We start from the raw sequence: 15,100 nt of genomic DNA on the forward strand, positions 1-15,100 counted from the left end.
TTCCGCGCGATGCCGGCCAGACGATCCCCTTCGCTACGGGAGTAAGTGGCATGCGCAAATATGCCTATGCCTGGATCACCATCGCCTTCTTTCTTCTGTCGATCGTCGGCCATTGGCTGTTCGGCTGGTACGCCTTCGTCAACGAGGCAGCCGAACATCACCAGCGACCCGAGGTCGATGCCTGGCTCGTCGAGATGGGACGCGACACGTTCGAGAACTGGCAGTCGGAATTTCTCCAGCTGCTCTGGCAGGTCGTCGGCCTCGCCTATTTTCTCTATGTCGGCTCGCCGGCGTCGAGGGAAAATGACGACCGCAGCGAGGCCAAGCTCGACGCACTGATCCGGCTCCACGCCGGCGAGAATGCGGACGCGATCATCGCCGATATCGACAGGCGCTTCCTGCGTACCGGCGGCCATGCCCAGCCGCACGCCCATGAAAGCGAAGCGGCGGCGCAACGGCTGGCGCCGGGCCATGAATAGCCGTCGAATTGCGAGGTTTCGAACAACGCATCGGGAGAATTGATATGCCGGATCAGACGTACAGCGATGCCATTGCGCTGCTGAAGGCGGACCATCGCTGATGGCACAGGAGAAAGCGCCAGCCTGCCAGCAGCCGAGCCGCACGCCATCGGGCTGCAGTCTGCCTGAGTAAGATGCAGAAGGTTCGCACCAAAAGGGCCGCGACGCGCCCGACCGACGCCGGAGTGACCCCGGGCACTGTGCTGCTGCGCGAGGAATTGCGCAGCGGTGCGATGCGCACGCTCGACACGCTGAAGCTCGGCGAGCGGCAGATCGTGTTATGCGCCGGCCATGACGCGATCTGGGTGATCGTGCGGCGCAAATGCCGTGGCGGCATCGCGATGCGTGCGGCCTTCGTCCCGGTCGGTTACCGGGAAGCCAGGATGGTGCAGCCCCGCGCCGGCGAGGCGGCGCGCATCGAAGTGGTCAGCGCGATGGGTACGCACCGCGTCGCGTTGTGCCTCCACGAAGAGGCTATCCCGATCGTTCGCGTCGCGACGAGCCTCGAGCCGGCCGTGCCGCTGCTGACGTCGTTCGTGCCGCGCGATCTCTATCCGCTCGACGCCGACGACGATCCGCTCGGCGCCGTCGGCACCGTCGAGGCGGCACAGCGCGGCTTCAACAGCGGCGCAATCTATTTCCGGCTGGAGGAACCCGCTTTCGGGAGTGTACTCTATTTTCAGGACCTTACCCGGCTGAACCCCTATTTCAGCGCGACCGACACCAAACCCGATGGCGCGGTCGGCGGGATATGGCCCGAGCTCGGTTACCTGCTGCCGACACCGCCACAGCGCGGCGTTCCGCCGGTGGCGCCCCTGCCCGCCGGCGCGGAAACCTTGATTTCGGACGCGCTGATCGCATTCCACGACGAAGTCGACGGCGACGAGCGCGACATGGCGCGGCGCTATCTCGCGCTGCTCGGCGCGGTGCTGCCGCATCTCGTCATGCCGGAGACCGATTATCGCGACTGGGTCGGCCGCGCGGAGCGTTCGCTCAAGGATCTGGCCCGGTCGCCCAAGGCGACGATCCGCCACTACGGCCATCGCTACGTCCATCCCTATAGCGCGGCCGAATATCCCGATTCGATGGTGCAGCTGAGCGTGCTCGCGTCGATCCGCGACTATGAGATGTGGACCGGCGAGAAAGTCCCGATCGGCGCCGACCTGGCCGCAGGCCTGGGCAAATTCTATGATCCGAAGCTGAAAACGCTGCGGCGCTATCTGCCCAATGTCGGCAGGGACAAGGACCGCAACGCAGTCGACAGCTGGTATCTCTATCATCCGCTGTCCATGCTCGGGCGGCTGGCGATCGACGGCGACCGGCAGGCCATGCGGCTGTTCGAGAAGTCGCTCGACTACGGGATCAGGGCCGCGCACCACTTCAAGTATAAATGGCCCATCCAGTACGACGTGCGCGATTTCCGGGTGCTCACCGAGGCGCGCGACGACCAGGGACTGGGCCAGACCGATGTCGGCGGGATCTACGCCTATGTGATGTTGCAGGCGTTCGAGCTGACCGACGACAAGCGCTATCTCGACGAGGCCCGCGCTGCGATCGATGCCGCCAAGGGCATGCGCTTCGAGCTCAACTACCAGGCCAATCTCACTGCCTGGGGCGCCGCAGCCTGCATGCGCCTGTGGCGTATCACCGACGACGAGAAATATCTGCGCCAGAGCTATGTCTATCTGGCCAGCTTCTTCCACAACGCGGCGATCTGGGAATCCGGGATCGGTCATGCCCGTCACTATCGCAATTTTCTCGGCGTCACCGCGCTGCACGACGCGCCGTACATGGCGCTCTACGAATGCTTCGACAGCTTCGCCGCGTTCGAGCGCTATCTCAAGGACAGTGGCCCCGATCTGGACGCCCCGGTGCGGCTGCTGCTCAGCCAATATTGCCGCTATGCGCTGGATCGCGCCTGGTTCTATTACCCCGACGCCCTGCCCGACGACGCGATCGCGCCCGAGCAGCGCGAGAATAACGGGCATGTCGACCGCAAGCTCTCTTTCCCTGTTGAGGACCTCTATGTCGACGGCCAGCAGGCCGGACAGGTCGGGCAGGAAATCTACGGAGCGGGCGCGGCGTTCGTCTTCGCCAGCCGCGCCTTCCACAATGTCCGCGACGCGCCGTTCCGGATGTTCTGCGATCATTTCGTACTGGCGAGCCAGCGCCCTTCCGGGCGCGCGCTCAGCTTCCAGCTCGGCGGAGCCGAAGGCTGCGAAGCGAGCCTCAGCCTGATCCGCATCGGTCGCGCGAAGCTGCCGGAATTCACCGTGACCACTGCCGGCGGCGACCGCATCCGCCCTCGTCACAGCGCTGCCGATCGCGTCGAATACCGGATTCCCGCCGACAGCCGCATCACGCTTGCGTGGTGAGGGAACGCGCGCCGCGCAGCGGCGTACCGATTGCAAAGGAGAGCCCATGACCGATCTTGCCGAACCGCCCGTCCGCAATCTGTCCGACGCGCACACCGAGATGCCCGGCCTGAACGGGCGCAAGGCGATCATCACCGGCGGCACCACCGGGATCGGCCGTGCGATCGCGGTGCTTCTCGCCTCCGAAGGCGTCGACGTGTTTGTCTGCGGCCGTGACCCGCAGCATCTTGAGGACGGGCTCTCGCGGATCCGCGAAGTCGGCAAGGGCGACGGCATCAATGTTGACCTCGCCGAGCCGGACGGCGTCGACCGCTTCGTCGCTGCGGCAAGGGACTATTTCGGCGATTTCGACATTGCCATCGTCAATGCGGCGATCCCCGCCAAGGGCCTGACCACGATGAGCGCGGAGGAATTGCGGTACGCGATCGCCATCGATTTCACGGCCTATCTGACCACCGCCTATGCGGCCGCCGAGGTGATGAAGGACCATGGTGACATCGTCTTCATCGGCTCGGTCTCGGCGCATCTGCTCGGCGCCGAGGGCAGCGTCTATGCCGGCATGAAGGCAGGTGTCGCCGGCTTCGCCGAGGCTGTGCGCAAGGAGCTGGGCCCGAAGGGCATCAAGGTGTGCAACATCGAGCCCGCCAAGACCGGTGCGGACTTCCAGTATCAGAGCTTCACCGCCGAGGAGCAGGCCGAGGAGAACCGCAAAGAAACGATGCTGCGCGCCGAGGACATCGCCGTCGGCGTGCATTATGTACTGACCCAGCCGCGCCGGTCGGTGGTTCAGCAGATATCGATCGCCCCGCGCGCGCGGGGCGAGGAATGACCGGCTTTGCGGTCGACTGCCTCGTCTTCGGACCAGACGACGTCGACCTCTCGCGCTCGCCCCTGGCCGGGCATCTGGGCGCCGAGACCTATGTGCTGGGCGCCTTCAACCCGGCATTGACGCGGCTGCCCAACGGCAATCTCGCGATCTTCGTCCGGGTCGCCGAGGCGCTGCGCCAGCCGGTCTTCGATGGGCATATCCACGCGATCCGCTGGGCCGACGGGAGATATGTCCTCGACGCCTGGCCGCTCGACCAGGTCGACACATCGGATCCGCGGAAATTCCTGATCCGCGGCGGGCGCTGGAAAGTCATGGCGCTGACCTCGCTGTCGTGGATCCTGCCGGTGGAACTCACGCCCGACGGGCTCGACGTAGTCGCGGTGCACTACGACAAGGCGATCGCGCCGCAGGGCAGCTTTCAATGTTACGGCGTCGAGGATGCGCGCGTGTCGAAGGTGGGCGACCGCTGGTTGATGACGACGTGTTCGGTGAGCCCGGAGCGCCATTCGACCACGCTTTACAGCTCTCTCAACGGGCTCGACTTCGTGTTCGAGGACATTGTCCTCGATCATCAGAACAAGGACATGCTGATCTTCGAGGGGAAGATCGGCGGCAAGTTCTGGGCCCAGACGCGTCCGCTCGGGGACCTGTATTTTGCCTATCCGCCCGGCTCCGAATGGCGCGGCGGGCCTTCGATCAATCTCGCCACCTCGCCCGATGCAATTCACTGGAAACCCCATCGTGAGCCAGGGATTCGTCCGCACGCCGCGACATTGCACACGGCGCGGATGGGCGGTGGCACACCGCCAATCCTGACCGACCAGGGCTGGCTCACCTTGTGGCACGGGGTCGAGCCCAAGGAGATCGTCGGGATCTACCGGACATACTGGTCCATCCTCGACCCCGCAGACCCCGCGCGCGTGCTGCGAACCGGGCACGCTCCCTTGCTCGAGGCAGCGCCCGACCTCACTCGCCCGCTCGAGGACAAGATGTATGTCCGCGACGTCGTATTCACGACCGGCATCGTCGATGCGGACGATCATTTCGTCGTTGCGTCGGGTGAAGCGGATCTTGCCTGCCGCATGACGCATATTCCGCAGGACGTGTTCCGCTGAACGACGCCGGGCATCGCGAAAGGTCCGACGTTGGGCCCAGCCGCAGTCAAACGCGCTCGAGCGATGCGGCGACGAGCGCGATCCGCTCGACGGCGCGATAGGCTTCGCCTTCAAGCTCCTCACCAAACACATCCGGATCGAGCTCCCGGTAGCGCAGGCGGCAGCGATTCGCGCGAGCCAGACGCTCGAGGCTGTTACGAAGTCCGTCGACGCCGGCGACGATCGCGCTGCCGGTGTAGAGGATGATGCGACCGTCCGGGGACAATCGATCGAGGCACTGGCCGACGAGTGAAAGCGCGACTTCCGCACCAAGTTGTCCGCCCCCGTCGCGATACGCACGCACATCTGCGTCCATGAGATAAGGAGGGTTGATGAGCCCGAGATCGACGGGGACTGCGATGTCGCGAAGGCCGTCGAGGTGAACCGCAAGCGCGTGCCGACCTGCCACTGCGAGGTTGATCGACGCGAAATGCAGAGCTCGTGCATTGACATCCGTCATGAAAATCGAAGCCCCAGGCGACAGGCTGCTTGCCACACTCGCGCCTACGCCCGCTCCCGTACCAATATCGAAGATGCAGGCGCCAGGCCGCACAGGCCGCGCAGACAATTCGGCGCCAATCAGGTCGGCGAAACGATAGCTGTCCGGGCCGAAGAAAACCGAATCGGCGGTGTCGGTCGGATAGGCCGAATGCAGGAACAGATCCTCCCCGAGGCTCGACACGCGAAGACGCGCCCGGGCCAGGCCCGTCGGCAAGTCCTCGACCATGTCCGCCTCTCGGAGCAGCCGCAGCAAATCCTCCCCGATCACATCCTGCGCGAAGGGAAGGCTCCAGCCGAACACATCCCGGAGATCAGCTGCGATACGGCCGGGCTCGCGCGCGAGAATACGTGCGTGCGTCGCGGGTGTCGGTGTGACGAACCGATACGCCTTGCGCTTGAGCAAGGTAAGCAGCGCGCCTAGCGGGCCAAGGCTTCCCGGATCGATTGCGCCGGTTGTTGCGCTGATGGACGCCCCGGGCCGGCGCGGCGTCGAAGAATCGCTCGTAGCGAAAGGGTGAACCCGGATCATCCAGCCCGCCTCCCCCGACTCATGCGACGATCTTGTCCATGCCGTCGGCGCGGGACGGCGCAAGTCGGGCGGGCGAAAAAAGGCGCGCCAGCGGCATGGTGAGGCAATGAATCCCGCCTCCGCACGCGGTAAACTCCGAGATGTCGACCGGCACGGGTTCGAAACCGGAATCTGCGAGCAGCCGGGCGATACGATCCTGTCCGGCCACGGTCACAATCGTACGGCCGTCGATCGAGAGGATATTGCATCCAAGGTGACGCGCTTCCTTGTAGGTGACCGGGAGGAGCCGAACGCCGCGCGCTTCCATCGCGTCCGCAAAACCATCATCGAGGACGTCGACACATGCGAGTGCGGTGTGCTCGTCGACCATGCAGAAAATCGTGTCGAGGTGGAGAAAGTGCGGATCGAACGGCACGAGAAGCGCTTCCCATCCGAAACCTGTGAACAATCCGGCAAGCGCGGATGCGCCTTTGGCGTCGGTACGTTCGCCCGAGACCCCGATCACCACCAGGCCGGGGCGAATGATCGCGACATCGCCGCCCTCGATGGTGCCTTCGACGACGCGCAGGACCGGTTTCGCGTCTAGGGCCCGGGCAGTGGCGAGAAGATATTCCAGCTCGACGCGGCGATGCGGCAGGGCGGGTTTGAGCGCGACCAGACCCCAGGGCGTGCTTACCGCCGCGTCCCGTGTGAACACAAGATCGGGTGCCTCCGCGACGCCCGGCATCACATGGCAACGCACGCCCCGCGTCTCGAGCGTCCGCTGGAGTGCCCGATGTTGTGCAAGCGCGCGGCCACGATCGGATTCAAAGCCGCCCCGGATGCTCTCGCGCGTGACGGAGCAACAGGGTACCGGTGCCAGGAAATCGGGACGCGCCAGGATGACGTCGGTGAGCGCGTGGGACTCGCTGAAGACGCCACGGAAGTCGGACCTGACGATGGCGCGGGCGTCGCCGGGATTTTCGCTGAATGCGAGCTTCATGAACTCTCCAGATCGTGCCGGTTCCCCGGCGCAGCGGCGTTGGTATGGACTTAGAAGGGTCGCGCGGGACGCCGGTTACGACTGCAGCATGAACCTGCCGTTCGAGGCGTCACCGGGCGGTGACTGGATCGTATCCAGATCCGCCAGGGCCCGTGCATATTGGGCGGCGAAGTTGCGGTAGACGCAGGCGATGCCCGGCTCTTCCGTCTGCGCGGCCTTCGCGCGACAGAGCTCCAGACGCCGCTCGAGATATTCCCGATCCGGTTCGGTCATGACGATTTCAAACCCCTCCCTGCTTCGGCCAGGCCTCTCCCGTCGTCGACAACGTCCCGAAGGGCGTCGCGGGGGACGCCCAGGGCGCGGCTCCGGTCGCGCCCCTCATGGTCGCCGTGCGACCGCATTCGATCAGGGTGTCCGAAGACCCGAAGCTCGTGGTCCGCCACGCATCGCCTCCTGCAAGTTGTTGGCGAGTAACGATCGATCCCGGCCCCGGTGTCCGGAAAATCGTTCTAATCCAGATCAATAGGAAGGGTTTTCTCGAAACTTGCACAATTTCTGTCGGTTGGACGGTCAGTGCGTCGGGCAAGGAGAGCGGCAATGACGAACGGTACCAACAACGAGCACAGCGCGCAGCCGGAGGCAGGCTTCGAGGTCCGGATCGGTGACGGGGGCGAGCTCCATCAGCTGGCGACCGGGGACGCGGATACACTCACCACGCAACAGGGCGTCGCAGTCGCCGATGATCAGAACAGCTTGCGTCTGGGCGCGCGGGGACCCGCACTGCTCGAGGATTTTCACCTTCGCGAAAAGCTCTTCCATTTCGACCATGAGCGCATCCCCGAACGCGTGGTCCACGCGCGGGGCTATGGCGTCCATGGCACCTTCACGCTCACCGAGTCGCTCGCCGAATTCACCATGGCGCGCATTTTGACCGAGGTCGGCGAGAAGACGCCAATGTTCACGCGCTTCTCGACGGTGGCGGGAAGCAAGGGGTCATTCGACCTTGCGCGCGACGTGCGCGGCTTTGCCTGCAAATTCTACACGAAGCAGGGCAACTGGGACATCGTCGCGAACAATATCCCCGTCTTCTTCATCCAGGATGCGATCAAGTTTCCGGACCTTGTCCATGCCGCGAAGCCGGCACCCGACCGCAATTTTCCGCAGGCGCAGACTGCCCACGACAATTTCTGGGATTTCATCAGCCTCACGCCCGAGTCGATGCACATGATCATGTGGACCATGTCGGACCGCGCGATTCCGCGTTCGTTTCGCTTCATGGAAGGCTTCGGCGTGCACAGCTTCCGGCTGATCAATGCCGAGGGCAAATCAACCTTCGTCAAGTTTCACTTCAAGCCGAAGCTGGGCCTGCAGTCGGTCCTGTGGAACGAGGCGGTCAAGATCAATGGCGCCGATCCAGACTTCCACCGGCGCGACCTGTGGGACGCGATCGACATGGGCAATCCGCCCGAATGGGACTTTGGCGTACAGCTGTTCGACGACGCGTTCGCCGAGCGCTTCGCGTTCGACGTGCTGGACCCAACCAAGATCATCCCCGAGGAAGAGGTGCCCGTGAAGATCATCGGCAGCTTCGTTCTTGACGGGCTGGTCGACAATTTCTTCGCCGAGACCGAGCAGGTTGCCTTCTGCACGCAGAACGTAGTGCCCGGCATCGGCTTCTCGAACGACCCGCTGCTCCAGGGGCGCAACTTCTCCTACCTGGACACCCAGCTCAAGCGGCTGGGTTCGCCGAATTTCACGCATATTCCAATCAATCAGCCGAGGGGCTGTCCGGTGCATAATTTTCAGCAGGACGGCCATATGGCCATGCGCAACCCCAAGGGGCGCGCCAACTATGAGCCCAATAGCTGGGGCGGGCCGCGCGAAAATCCCGATACTGGCTATAGTCATTTCCCCGCCGAGGAGGCCGGCACCCGGATCCAGCGGCGGCCCGAAAGCTTTGCCGACCACTACAGCCAGGCCCGGCAGTTTTTCGTCAGCCAGACGCCGATCGAGCAAAAGCACATTGGGGATGCACTCGTATTCGAGTTGTCGAAGTGCCAGCGGCTGGACATCCGCGAACGAATGGTTGGGCACCTGCGAAACATCGACGAAAGACTTGCACAAATAGTCGCAACCGGGCTGGGTCTTGCCGGGCTGCCACCTGCTCCAAGGCCAGCGGCGCCACCCGTCGCCGATCTGCCGCCCTCGGATGCGCTAAGCATCGTCAAGCGTGGCCCCGGAAGTTTCGCCGGGCGCAAGCTCGGTATCCTGCTTAGCGATGGTGCATCCACGGCTGTCGTCAATGCGTTGGTCGCGGCGGTCGAGTCACTTCCGGCGACCTGTGAATTCATCACGCCGAAAATCGGTGGCGTCACGCTCGACGACGGTACGCTAGCGGCAGGCAAGCAGAAGATCGATGGTGGCCCCTCGGTGCTCTATGATGCCGTGGCGCTGGTGGTCTCGGTGCAGGGCGCTTCGCTCCTCGCCCGCGACGCAGCGACCCGGGACTTTGTCGCCGACGCTTTCGGGCATTGCAAATTCATCGGCTTTTCGCCGGAGGCGGTGCCGCTGCTTCGCAAGGCCGGCATCGAGGAAGCTGACATGGACAGCGGGATGATGTCGCTGAAGATCGCGGCGGACGGATCCGCTTTCGTCGAGCGCTGCGGCGAACTGCGCTACCGGGACCGGGAGCTGACCCTGGATCTCGACGCCGCGGCGTTTCTCGACTCTTCGCGCGGGAAATAGGCTGGAGGAGCGTGGGCCGCACGACCGTCTCGGCAGCGCGACGCAATCTGACGGAAATCCGCAATCTCCATCGAGAGTGGTATTGATGAGCCGCTACTTCATTCATCTCTACAATGGCACTGGCGAAACGCGCGACGAGCAGGGCAGCGAGGTCGCTGATCTTGCAGCTGCCGAGATGCTGGCAGTAGATGGCGTGCGTTCGATCCTCAGTGAGGAGGTGCGACGCGGCACGCTGGACCTTCGGGGACGAGCCGAGATTGCGGACCAGGATGGCCGCGTGGTCCAGACAGTACGATTTTCGGAGACTGTCCGGATCTGTGAAGAGAAGAAGGAATGATCGAGCGGCATCTGGCACGGCTTCGGCTACGTCATGAGATCAGTGAAAGCGATGTAGCGCTGATTCGGGGCGCCATCGCGGAGGTCCGTGAAATCCCGGCCGGACGAACGCTTGTCGAAGCGGGCGAGCGCCTGCGAGTCAGCACGCTCGTGCTGGACGGACTCCTGTGCCGCTACAAGGACATGAAGGACGGGCAGCGCCAGATTGCCGAGCTGCATGTCCCGGGCGACTTCGCCGACTTGCACAGCTACACGCTCAAGCGCCTCGACCATAGCATCCTGACGCTGACGCCGTGTCGGGTCGCAGTCGTTCCGCACGTCGAACTGGCGCGCATCACCAAGGCCTCGGAACGCCTTGCCTATGTGTACTGGTTTTCAACGAATCTCGATGCAGCAATCCATCGCGAATGGGTTTTGTCGCTGGGACGACGCAATGCGCTCGCGCGTATGGCGGCATTGTTTTGTGAGCTTCAGGCGCGGTTGCAAGTCGTTGCACTTGCCGATCAGACGGGATTCGCGCTTCCCCTGAACCAGACTCAGCTTGCCGAATGCCTCGGCCTGACATCTGTCCACGTGAACCGCGTGCTCAAGGAGTTGCGTACGCGCGACCTGGTGACGTTTCGCGGCGGGCATGTGTCGATCCGCGATCTTGCCGGTCTGCAACGTGTAGCCGAGTTTGATCCGGGCTATCTCTATCTCGAAAGACAGCCGGCCGACTAGGTCGTGAACTCGTAAAAGACCGCTTTCGGCGCGAGGAGTGAACGTCCGAGATCGGGTGGTGCGTTCAACCGGTCATTGCAACACCTTTAATCCGTAGGGATCAGGAGGTGTGAGATGGTGATATCGAGGATCTGGTTCACCGCTGCGCAAAAGGTCGAGATGTGGGAGCGGTGGAAGCGAGGCGAAAGCATATCGTCGATCTCGCGATCACTGGACCGTCGCAACAAGAGCGGGGTTCAGCAGATCATCGGCGTGCGGGGTGGCATTGCTCCACCTGTGCGCCGCCGAGCAGCCCGAGCTCTGCGTCTGGAGGAGCGCGAGGAGATCTCTCGGGGGCTGGCCTCAGGTCTGCCGATGCGCGCCATTGCGCGAAGCCTCGGGCGAAGCCCATCGACGATCTGTCGCGAGATTTCGCACAATGGTGGTGCGCGAAGCTACCGCGCAGCTCGGGCTGACAAGCAAGCTTGGGATCGAGCATTGCGACCAAAGCCCTGTCGCCTGGCGTGTCTTGGACGGCTGCGACGACGGGTAGCGCAAAAGCTGGCGCTGCAGTGGTCGCCGGAGCAGATAGCAGGCTGGTTGAAGCGAGAGCATCCGAGCGATCCTGACATGCAGATATCTCATGAGGCGATCTATCGCAGTCTCTTCATCCAGTCGCGCGGGGTGCTCAAGAAGGAGCTGACGGCGCATTTGCGCACCAGGCGGCAGATACGTCATGCCAAAGGCGCCCAAACCCCAACCGGACAGGGACAAATCCTCGATATGGTCTCGATCCGCGAGCGCCCCGCCGAAGCCGAGGATCGCGCCGTCCCCGGCCACTGGGAGGGCGATCTGCTTATCGGCGCCGGCGACACACGCATCGCAACGCTCGTTGAGCGGCACAGCCGGTTCACGATGCTGGTGAAGCTGACGAAGCGGGACTCGGCGACGGCCGTGACGGCTCTGGCTCGCAAGATCGGCAAGCTACCCGAGGAGCTGCGGCGATCGCTGACCTGGGACCAGGGAAAGGAAATGGCGCGTCATCGAAGCTTCACCGTCGCCACGAACGTGCAGGTCTACTTCTGCGATCCTCGCAGTCCATGGCAACGCGGCACCAACGAGAATACGAACGGCCTCCTCAGGCAATATCTGCCTCGAACAACCAACCTGTCTCGCCTGTCGCAAGCGCAACTCGATGCAATCGCGCTCCGCCTCAATCAACGGCCCCGGAAAACATTGGACTTCGAGACCCCGGCCGATAGGCTCGACAAGGTGTTGCAATGACCGGTTGAACCCACCGGTGGTTAGCTGCCGTTCGCTATTCGCCATCACCGAGTAATCGAAATGTTTCTCCGGTTCGCTCGAAGCGGCTGCCAATGGCTGCATCGAGAAACGAAAAAATGTCGGGATCGTAGTTCACGAGTGTATTTACGTCGTAGACGCCGTGCCGTTGGCTATTCGACATATAGCCCGCGTCCTCGTCACCGGCGAAAAATCGCCAACCGCTATCCAGTTCGTTGTGCGGTTCCTCGCGATACATATATCCGACCCGCTTGCCCTCAACGACGATGCGATCGGTTGAGAGACACCCTCCGCGTCCCAGTGCGATGGGAGCGATCTGCTCGGGCTTCAACTTGAATATCTTCGCGAGCAAGTTCGCCTCCATGGATTCTTTGCGACAGCCTACAGGCGGCGCCTCAATGTCCGCAATCGGGGCGTTAGGCGACAGTCCGCTTTATGAGTCTACTGCCTAGTAGCCAAACGGATTACAGGTTCCGGGGAGCCTGCTCGGGAGCCGTGCCCGGCCGCGGCATCTACGGCGCGCATAAAACCGCGAGGTCTGTCCAAAGCTGAAGTGACGACTTGACTAATCTCGATGGCGCGATACAGAAGCGATCACTTCAGTATTGCCAGGAGCCTGGAATGTTCGATCCCGCCGTCACGCATGCCACTTTCAGGTTGGAACGCAGCTTCAAAGGGCAGCCCGACGTTGTCTTCGCTGCGCTGACCGATCCCGCCGTCAAGCGTGGCTGGTATGCCGAAGACGATACGCATGAAGTGGTCCGGTTCGAAAGCGACTGCCGCATTGGTGGCGCGGATCGGCTGCACTACCGCTTCGGTGAAGGGTCGCCGTTCCCGGGCGCGCTTCTCGTCAACGAGGGCGTGTATCAGGACATCGTGCAGGATCACCGCATCGTCACAACCAGCACGATGTCGATTGAAGGTCACCCGATCTCCGTATCCTTGACGACCTTCGAATTACTCCCGACCGAGTTGGGAACGGATCTCATCTGCACGAACCAGGTGGCGTTTTTTGAGGGATCAGATGGACCTGTGATGCGCGAGCAAGGCTGGCGTATCCAGCTGGACAAGCTCGCCGGGGCAATCGATAGCCAGGCATGACCGCTTCAATCGACCGGCTGTTTCATGCACTTGGCGATCCGACGAGGCGGGCGATTGTCGATCAGCTCACGGCCGGGCCGCAATCGGTCTCAGGCCTGTCGGAGCCGCTCGGAATTACGCTTACCGCCGTCTCGCAACATCTGCAGATTCTCGAGCAATGCGATGTAGTTGTGACGGAGAAGAGCGGCCGGGTTCGTATTGCCAGCCTCGTGCCGGACGGGCTCCGCCCGCTCGAAACCTGGGCGCGACAACGCAGATCCAGGCTCGAGCGCCAGCTCGACCGCCTCGGTGAATGGCTCGAGCAGCCGGAGCGATAGGGCCGGCCGGAAACCTGCGCGCCTGTATTGTGCTGACAGGCGAAATTCCGGCCTAGTTGCGGGGCGGCCGCACGCAAGACTCAGGTCGTTCCCGAGCGAACGCCGGATATGCGCGCGCTGAATTCACTGGTCGAGACCACCAGTCGTCACCTGGGCCTCGAAATGGCGGGCCCTCCGACCGGACCGCCCCCATGGCCCCCGGGTTGCGATCCTCTCAGTTCGCAGGCTTGCCACCGGCAAGGATCGCGTCGAATTTCGCCTTGGGCATGTTGATCAGCAGCCCCTTGTTGTTTTTCGCGAACGAGGCGAACTCCACTTCGATCTTGCCACTCTCGCCAGCGACCACTGCGAAACCCATGCCGACCCGTTCAACGGTGCCGAGCACGACGCCCTTCGAATCGCGCACTACGCTGCCCATCGTGACATCCTCGGGGCTGACCGGCACCGGGCGTGTCGAACGAGTGGCTGTCGCTGTCCGAGGACTTGCACGCGCGCGGCGACGAAAGCGACCCGCTGCGAGTGGTACAAGGGCTCGCCCAGGCGATCGGATTCATTGCGGGTGGGCTGATCTTCGTGCGCGGTGGCGATGTCAGGAACATGACGACCGCGTCAAGCCTGTGGATGGCAGCCGCCATCGGCATCGCCGCGGGCATCGGCCAGTTCCTGCTGGTGGCCATTGCCGCGCTGCTCGCGCTGGCCTTGCTGGTCGGCGCTGGTGCTGTCGAGCGCAGATTCCGCCCGGAGGGACGGGAAGCCCCCGCCGATCCGCTTCAGGCCCCAAACCGGCGGGGCGCGATCGACGATACCGGAGGTTGAGCAGTCCGCCTGCTGACCTCGGCGGCATGACATCTCGACCAGCCCCGCCTGAAGCGCGCAGCGCGCGAAATCGTCCCCCTCCGCCCGCCTAGCCGCTCGGCCCCGTCGTCGCGCCGGTGCCACCGACGTCAATCCCGCTTGCCTGGCCCGGCATCCGGTCCGGCTCGATACTGTCCTGCCCGCCGGCGCCATGCCGCGCCCCCGCAGATCCGGCCTGAGATCGCGGGGCGACGCCGGCGCCATCGCCTGCGGCCGGGTCGCTGTCATAGTCCTCGCCGGGGTTGCCACCGCCGGCACCCGAACCCGAGCCACCCACCGCACCGGTCGCCGGATCGAAGCGGGCATGTTTTCCCGCTTCCGGCGCCCTGTCGCTCTCGCGCGGACCACCCGCATCTGCCTGATCGTCTCCGCTCGAAACCTCGTCGGGGTGCTCCCCTCGGGCGACAGGGTCCCGCGCGGAATGGCCCGGCCGCCCCTCTGCAGGATTGGCGTTCCGGGATGCGGTCTGTTCGGCGCCACCACCGTGCCTGTCCTCGTCCATTACGCTCTCCTCGCGTCACCTCACGCGACGAACGATCACGTCGAGGACTTGCTCCCCTGCCCCGCCCGACAAGGCGCGGCCGGCAGCGCGTGGCGCCGGGATATCGGGCGCGCAACCGATCAGCCCATCCAGCAAGCGGGGTCTGCGGGCCTGCCCATCGCGCTTCGGCATCGATGGCGGATGCCACCCCATGTGGATCGAGCTGGACCAATAGCGCTCGATCGCAGACGCCCCCCGGGAAGCGGCGCCAGGCGAAAGCGCGCCGGCTCTGTCCTGGTGGCGATGTCTCGCCCGATTGCGTCCAGCAGATCTGCTGTTGCAGACGCAGCAGATCGCCGGGCCATTTGTTGCGTTA

The 15,100-nt window shown here is 63.9% G+C and carries 16 protein-coding genes and 1 pseudogene; 11 read left to right on the forward strand and 6 right to left on the reverse strand.

Annotated elements, in window-relative coordinates; translation table 11 throughout:
* The first annotated feature begins 50 nt into the window (after positions 1-50).
* From E5A74_RS06080 to E5A74_RS06095, 4 genes are all read left to right on the forward strand, one after another.
* Positions 51-479 carry a DUF6766 family protein gene (locus tag E5A74_RS06080; protein ID WP_135983377.1) on the forward strand — a complete coding sequence of 143 codons (429 nt, stop codon included), beginning with the start codon at positions 51-53 and terminating at the stop codon, positions 477-479.
* A 173-nt stretch (positions 480-652) separates the two neighbouring features.
* A complete protein-coding gene (locus E5A74_RS06085; RefSeq protein ID WP_135983378.1) occupies positions 653-2,893 on the forward strand; it encodes a hypothetical protein in 2,241 nt (746 codons plus the stop codon).
* Between the two features lie 46 nt (positions 2,894-2,939).
* Positions 2,940-3,722, forward strand: coding sequence for an SDR family oxidoreductase (locus E5A74_RS06090; protein ID WP_135983379.1), 783 nt, complete (start codon positions 2,940-2,942; stop codon positions 3,720-3,722).
* The gene (locus E5A74_RS06095) at positions 3,719-4,837 is read left to right on the forward strand and encodes a glycoside hydrolase family 130 protein (RefSeq protein WP_135983380.1); all 1,119 of its coding nucleotides are present in this window, start codon (positions 3,719-3,721) and stop codon (positions 4,835-4,837) included. Before E5A74_RS06090 ends, E5A74_RS06095 begins: the two co-directional genes overlap by 4 nt.
* A gap of 46 nt (positions 4,838-4,883) precedes the next feature.
* On the opposite strand, the gene E5A74_RS06100 is transcribed toward E5A74_RS06095, so the two are convergent.
* From E5A74_RS06100 to E5A74_RS06110, 3 genes are all read right to left on the reverse strand, one after another.
* Positions 4,884-5,906: a methyltransferase gene (locus E5A74_RS06100; RefSeq protein WP_135983381.1), complete on the reverse strand. Its 1,023-nt coding sequence runs from the start codon at positions 5,904-5,906 to the stop codon at positions 4,884-4,886.
* 19 nt (positions 5,907-5,925) lie between these two features.
* Positions 5,926-6,888 (reverse strand): dimethylarginine dimethylaminohydrolase family protein, encoded by a 963-nt coding sequence (locus E5A74_RS06105; RefSeq protein ID WP_135983382.1) that lies wholly within the window; start codon positions 6,886-6,888, stop codon positions 5,926-5,928.
* Between the two features lie 75 nt (positions 6,889-6,963).
* Positions 6,964-7,161, reverse strand: a complete 198-nt coding sequence (locus tag E5A74_RS06110) for a hypothetical protein (protein WP_135983383.1) — start codon at positions 7,159-7,161, stop codon at positions 6,964-6,966.
* A 324-nt stretch (positions 7,162-7,485) separates the two neighbouring features.
* On the opposite strand from E5A74_RS06110, the gene E5A74_RS06115 reads away from it, so the two are divergent.
* From E5A74_RS06115 to E5A74_RS06130, 4 genes and pseudogenes are all read left to right on the forward strand, one after another.
* The gene (locus E5A74_RS06115; RefSeq protein WP_135983384.1) at positions 7,486-9,633 is read left to right on the forward strand and encodes a catalase; all 2,148 of its coding nucleotides are present in this window, start codon (positions 7,486-7,488) and stop codon (positions 9,631-9,633) included.
* Positions 9,634-9,718: 85 nt separating this feature from the next.
* Complete coding sequence (locus E5A74_RS06120) at positions 9,719-9,970, forward strand: DUF6894 family protein (protein ID WP_135983385.1); 252 nt, start codon at positions 9,719-9,721, stop codon at positions 9,968-9,970.
* Positions 9,967-10,689 carry a Crp/Fnr family transcriptional regulator gene (locus tag E5A74_RS06125; protein ID WP_135983386.1) on the forward strand — a complete coding sequence of 241 codons (723 nt, stop codon included), beginning with the start codon at positions 9,967-9,969 and terminating at the stop codon, positions 10,687-10,689. The genes E5A74_RS06120 and E5A74_RS06125 overlap by 4 nt, the downstream gene beginning before the upstream one ends.
* A gap of 114 nt (positions 10,690-10,803) precedes the next feature.
* Positions 10,804-11,960: pseudogene (locus tag E5A74_RS06130) on the forward strand (IS30 family transposase).
* Positions 11,961-11,986: 26 nt separating this feature from the next.
* Here the strand turns inward: E5A74_RS06130 and E5A74_RS06135 are convergent.
* On the reverse strand, positions 11,987-12,322 hold the full coding sequence (locus E5A74_RS06135) for a DUF2185 domain-containing protein (protein WP_206365783.1): 336 nt from the start codon (positions 12,320-12,322) through the stop codon (positions 11,987-11,989).
* 269 nt (positions 12,323-12,591) lie between these two features.
* On the opposite strand from E5A74_RS06135, the gene E5A74_RS06140 reads away from it, so the two are divergent.
* Together E5A74_RS06140 and E5A74_RS06145 are read left to right on the forward strand one after the other, a co-directional pair.
* Entirely contained in the window at positions 12,592-13,071 is a 480-nt protein-coding gene (locus E5A74_RS06140; RefSeq protein ID WP_135983389.1) for an SRPBCC domain-containing protein, read from the forward strand.
* A complete protein-coding gene (locus E5A74_RS06145) occupies positions 13,068-13,388 on the forward strand; it encodes an ArsR/SmtB family transcription factor (RefSeq protein WP_135983390.1) in 321 nt (106 codons plus the stop codon). The genes E5A74_RS06140 and E5A74_RS06145 overlap by 4 nt, the downstream gene beginning before the upstream one ends.
* 214 nt (positions 13,389-13,602) lie before the next feature.
* Here E5A74_RS06145 and E5A74_RS06150 read toward each other — a convergent pair whose 3' ends face one another.
* Complete coding sequence (locus E5A74_RS06150) at positions 13,603-13,806, reverse strand: hypothetical protein (RefSeq protein ID WP_135983391.1); 204 nt, start codon at positions 13,804-13,806, stop codon at positions 13,603-13,605.
* A gap of 32 nt (positions 13,807-13,838) precedes the next feature.
* Between E5A74_RS06150 and E5A74_RS06155 the strand changes: the two genes are divergently transcribed.
* Entirely contained in the window at positions 13,839-14,204 is a 366-nt protein-coding gene (locus E5A74_RS06155; protein WP_135983392.1) for an MgtC/SapB family protein, read from the forward strand.
* An 88-nt stretch (positions 14,205-14,292) separates the two neighbouring features.
* Here the strand turns inward: E5A74_RS06155 and E5A74_RS06160 are convergent, their stop codons facing one another.
* Positions 14,293-14,745, reverse strand: coding sequence for a hypothetical protein (locus E5A74_RS06160; protein WP_135983393.1), 453 nt, complete (start codon positions 14,743-14,745; stop codon positions 14,293-14,295).
* Positions 14,746-15,100 lie beyond the last annotated feature (355 nt).

This window comes from Sphingomonas naasensis (genome assembly GCF_004792695.1).
Classification (GTDB): Bacteria; Pseudomonadota; Alphaproteobacteria; order Sphingomonadales; family Sphingomonadaceae; genus Sphingomonas; species Sphingomonas naasensis.